The sequence below is a fragment of the Polaromonas sp. P1_G2 genome, from assembly GCF_056405515.1.
Genome location: NZ_JBFUBY010000343.1, coordinates 1 through 3,816, shown reverse-complemented (window position 1 = coordinate 3,816; position 3,816 = coordinate 1). Strand labels below are relative to the sequence as shown.

Here is a 3,816-nt window from a genome sequence, read left to right as displayed (position 1 = left end):
GGCTTCTTCGAGCTTCTTCTTCGCAGCTTCTGCGTCGGCCTTTGGAGCGCCTTCCTTGACGTTCTTCGGAGCGCCGTCCACCAGGTCCTTGGCTTCTTTCAGGCCCAGACCGGTGATTTCGCGCACGGCCTTGATGACCGACACCTTGTTTGCGCCAGCTTCGAGCAGCACGACGTTGAAGTCGGTCTTCTCTTCAGCGGCAGCAGCGGCACCGCCGCCGCCAGCAGCAGCGGGAGCAGCCATTGCGGCAGCGCTCACGCCAAATTTCTCTTCGATGGATTTCACCAGTTCGTTGAGTTCGAGGACCGTCATGCTATCCAGCGCGGTCAAAAATGCGTCTTTATCGAATGCCATTTTGATTTCCTAAAAAAGTTGGGTAATTACGCTGCTACAGGTTCAGCTGCTGCAGGGGCTTCGGCTTCGCCGCCGCCCTTTTTCGCCGCCAGGGCGCCCAGCACAACGGCCGTACGCGAAATTGGCGACATCAGCAAGCCACACACCTCGGCCAGCAACACTTCCTTGGAAGGGATGTTGGCCAGTTGCTTCACGCCGTTCACGTCCAGGGTCTTGCCACCGAATGCACCACCGCGAATGACCAGCTTGTCGTTGGTCTTGGCGAAGTCAGATACCACTTTCGCGGCAGCTACTGCATCGGTAGAAAAGCCGTAGATCAGCGGACCGGTCATCTGGTCGGACACGACTTCGAATGCACTGCCGGCCACTGCTCGGCGAGCCAGAGTGTTCTTCAGAACACTCAGGGTCACGCCTTTGTCGCGGGCCTGGCTGCGCAGACGGGTCATGTCAGCGACCGTGATACCACGGTATTCCGCCATCACGAGCGTTTGAGCTTTAGCGGCGAGGCCAGTCACTTCATCAATGACGGCTTGTTTCTCACTGCGGTTGAGACTCAAGGTCTACTCCTTAAAAATGTGCCGTCGGGTGTAAGCCTGCTTGCGCAGGCTGCCTGCCCTTCAACACGCTCATGTTCAGCGACCAACTGTTTTCAGATTCTTTGCAAAACCATTCAAGCAGCGGGACCGCCATCTGCGTTGGCTGTCTTTCGATTAAGCGGCAAGCCCAAAAAGCCCACCGCGCCAACGGTCTTGGATGACCTGCCGGAGCGAACCCCGGCAGCCCACCACATCGGGCAACCCTTGCGGGGCCGCCCAAATTTTCGCGATTACGCTGCGATGGTTTGCGTGTCGACGCGAACGCCCACACCCATCGTGGACGAAACCGCCACTTTCTTCAAATACACACCCTTGCTCGAAGCCGGCTTGGCCTTTTGCAGCGCATCGATCAATGCAGCCAGGTTGCCCTGCAGCTTGTCGGTGTCGAACGAGCGGCGGCCGATGGTGCCGTGCACGATACCGGCCTTGTCGACGCGGAACTGGACCTGGCCGGCTTTTGCGTTGCGCACAGCCTGGGCGACGTCCGGCGTCACGGTGCCGACCTTGGGGTTGGGCATCAGGCCGCGGGGGCCGAGCACCTGGCCCAGGGTACCCACGATGCGCATGGCATCGGGGGAAGCAATCACCACGTCGAAGTCCATCTTGCCAGCCTTGATTTCGGCGGCCAGATCGTCCATGCCGACGATGTCGGCGCCGGCGGCCTTGGCTTCTTCAGCCTTGGCGCCTTGGGCAAACACGGCCACACGCTTGGTCTTGCCGGTGCCGTTAGGCAGCACGACCGCGCCGCGAACGACCTGGTCGGATTTCTTGGCGTCGATGCCGAGCTGCACAGCCACGTCGATGGACTCATCGAACTTGGCGACGGCGAACTCTTTCACAAGGCCCAGGGCCTCGGGCAGCGTGTACAGCTTGTTGCTGTCGATTTTGTCGCCGATGGTTTTTTGGCGCTTGGTCAGCTTGCTCATACAACACCCTCCACCGACACACCCATGGAACGGGCCGTGCCAGCAATAGTACGAACTGCAGCGTCGAGGTCAGCAGCCGTCATGTCTTTCATTTTGGTCTTGGCGATTTCTTCCAGCTGTGCGCGGGAAATCTTGCCGACCTTCACCGTGTGCGGCGTGGAAGAACCCTTGTCGAGCTTGATGGCCTTCTTGATCAGGACGCCTGCGGGAGGCGTCTTGATGACGAAGGTAAAGCTCTTGTCGGCAAATGCCGTGATCACCACAGGCAGCGGCAGACCGGGCTCGACACCCTGGGTCTGCGCATTGAATGCCTTGCAGAATTCCATGATATTCAGGCCACGCTGACCGAGCGCAGGGCCGATCGGGGGGGACGGGTTGGCCTTACCAGCTGGCACTTGCAGCTTGATAAAGCCGACGATTTTTTTCGCCATACTTTYCTCCTTGCGGGTCATAACGCCTGGGCGCCGCCGCTAGGGCAGGCCCGGGCTCCCCGGGGGTTACACAACTCAAAAACAGCCCTTGAGGACCGTTTCGCGCCGAGTTGCAAGGCGCGAAATTAAATACCAAACCGAAATTACGTTTTTTCGATCTGGCTGAATTCCAGTTCCACCGGCGTGGCGCGACCGAAAATCGTGACCGACACACGCACTTTGTTCTTGTCGTAGTTGACTTCTTCCACCGTGCCGTTGAAGTCGGTGAACGGGCCATCCTTGACGCGGACATATTCGCCCGTCTCAAATTCGACCTTGTGGCGCGGCTTCTCGGTGCCGACCTGCATCTGGCTGACGATCTTCTGGACGTCTTCCTCGGAAATCGGAGCCGGGCGGTTCTTGGCGCCGCCGACAAAGCCGGTGACCTTGTTGGTGTGCTTCACCAGGTGCCAAGTTTCATCGTCCATGACCATTTCGACCAGGACGTAACCAGGAAAGAAGCGGCGTTCCGTCGTTTTCTTCTGACCGTTCTTGATTTCGACCACTTCTTCGGTGGGCACCAGGAAACGGCCGAACTTGGACTGCATGCCCGCGCGGTTGATGCGTTCGACGATATTGCGTTCGACCGCTTTTTCCATGCCGGAATAGGCATGGACGACATACCACTGCATGCCTGGCGTCGGCGTGAGGGACGTACCCGCCGCCACTTCGCTGACTACCGTGCCATTCAGATCGCTCATTATCGTTTCCATCCCAAGAGCAGGTCGTAAAACACCCATTCGAGCGTCTTGTCCGTAAACCACAAAAACAGCGCCATGATCACCACAAAACCGAACACATAAGCCGTCATCTGGATGGCCTCCCTGCGGGCCGGCCAGACGACTTTTTTGACTTCGCGCCATGAATCGCGGCCGAAAGCCACGAACTGCTTACCCGGCTCGGACAGCATGAACACCGCCACGGCCGCCACCAGCCCCGCAATCAGGGCAGCCCACTGGACCACTTGACCTTGCTTGGCCAGCAGGTAAAAGCCCACCAGGGAGGCCAGCACCAGAGCAACGGCCGCGCCCAGCTTGGCCTTGTCGGCGCTGGTACTGACGGTTTCAACTTGAGAAGTGGCCATGGTTGGCGGATTTCCTGTTCAATCTTCGGGCGTCTTTCCAGACGCTTAAGCCCACCTGGGGTTTTGACCCCCGGCGGGCTTGCTTTTTAACTTTTCAAACCACCTTCAGCGTCGACACACATCAACCATCAGGTGGCAGGGGCAGTAGGAATCGAACCTACAACCTTCGGTTTTGGAGACCGACGCTCTGCCAATTGAGCTATACCCCTCCATCAAACCTTGCAAATTACGCAATGATCTTGGCAACGACGCCGGCGCCGACGGTCTTGCCGCCTTCGCGGATGGCGAAACGCAGGCCTTCTTCCATGGCGATCGGGTTGATCAGCTTGACGGTGATCGACACGTTATCGCCTGGCATGACCATTTCCGCATGACCATTTCCTTGC

7 protein-coding genes and 1 tRNA gene are annotated in these 3,816 nt (G+C 58.6%); all 8 read right to left on the bottom strand.

The genetic code is table 11. The features are described 5' to 3' along the window. Positions 1-354, bottom strand: a 354-nt coding sequence (gene rplL, locus AC1D0P_RS23110) for a 50S ribosomal protein L7/L12 (RefSeq protein WP_477678880.1), incomplete at its 3' end; no start/stop codon positions are given. A 26-nt stretch (positions 355-380) separates the two neighbouring features. Continuing rightward, positions 381-911 (bottom strand): 50S ribosomal protein L10, encoded by a 531-nt coding sequence (gene rplJ, locus AC1D0P_RS23105; RefSeq protein ID WP_477678879.1) that lies wholly within the window; start codon positions 909-911, stop codon positions 381-383. 269 nt (positions 912-1,180) lie between these two features. After that, the gene (rplA, locus tag AC1D0P_RS23100) at positions 1,181-1,876 is read right to left on the bottom strand and encodes a 50S ribosomal protein L1 (RefSeq protein WP_477678878.1); all 696 of its coding nucleotides are present in this window, start codon (positions 1,874-1,876) and stop codon (positions 1,181-1,183) included. Further along, positions 1,873-2,307 carry a 50S ribosomal protein L11 gene (rplK, locus tag AC1D0P_RS23095; protein WP_007871338.1) on the bottom strand — a complete coding sequence of 145 codons (435 nt, stop codon included), beginning with the start codon at positions 2,305-2,307 and terminating at the stop codon, positions 1,873-1,875. The genes rplA and rplK overlap by 4 nt, the downstream gene beginning before the upstream one ends. Before the next feature lie 143 nt (positions 2,308-2,450). Next, positions 2,451-2,978 (bottom strand): transcription termination/antitermination protein NusG, encoded by a 528-nt coding sequence (nusG, locus tag AC1D0P_RS23090; protein WP_228778638.1) that lies wholly within the window; start codon positions 2,976-2,978, stop codon positions 2,451-2,453. A gap of 68 nt (positions 2,979-3,046) precedes the next feature. Continuing rightward, positions 3,047-3,430, bottom strand: coding sequence for a preprotein translocase subunit SecE (gene secE, locus AC1D0P_RS23085; protein ID WP_477655119.1), 384 nt, complete (start codon positions 3,428-3,430; stop codon positions 3,047-3,049). Between the two features lie 133 nt (positions 3,431-3,563). Beyond that, positions 3,564-3,639, bottom strand: a tRNA-Trp gene (locus AC1D0P_RS23080). A 17-nt stretch (positions 3,640-3,656) separates the two neighbouring features. Next, on the bottom strand, positions 3,657-3,816 hold a 160-nt coding region (locus tag AC1D0P_RS23075), incomplete at its 5' end, for an EF-Tu C-terminal domain-related protein (protein ID WP_477678881.1).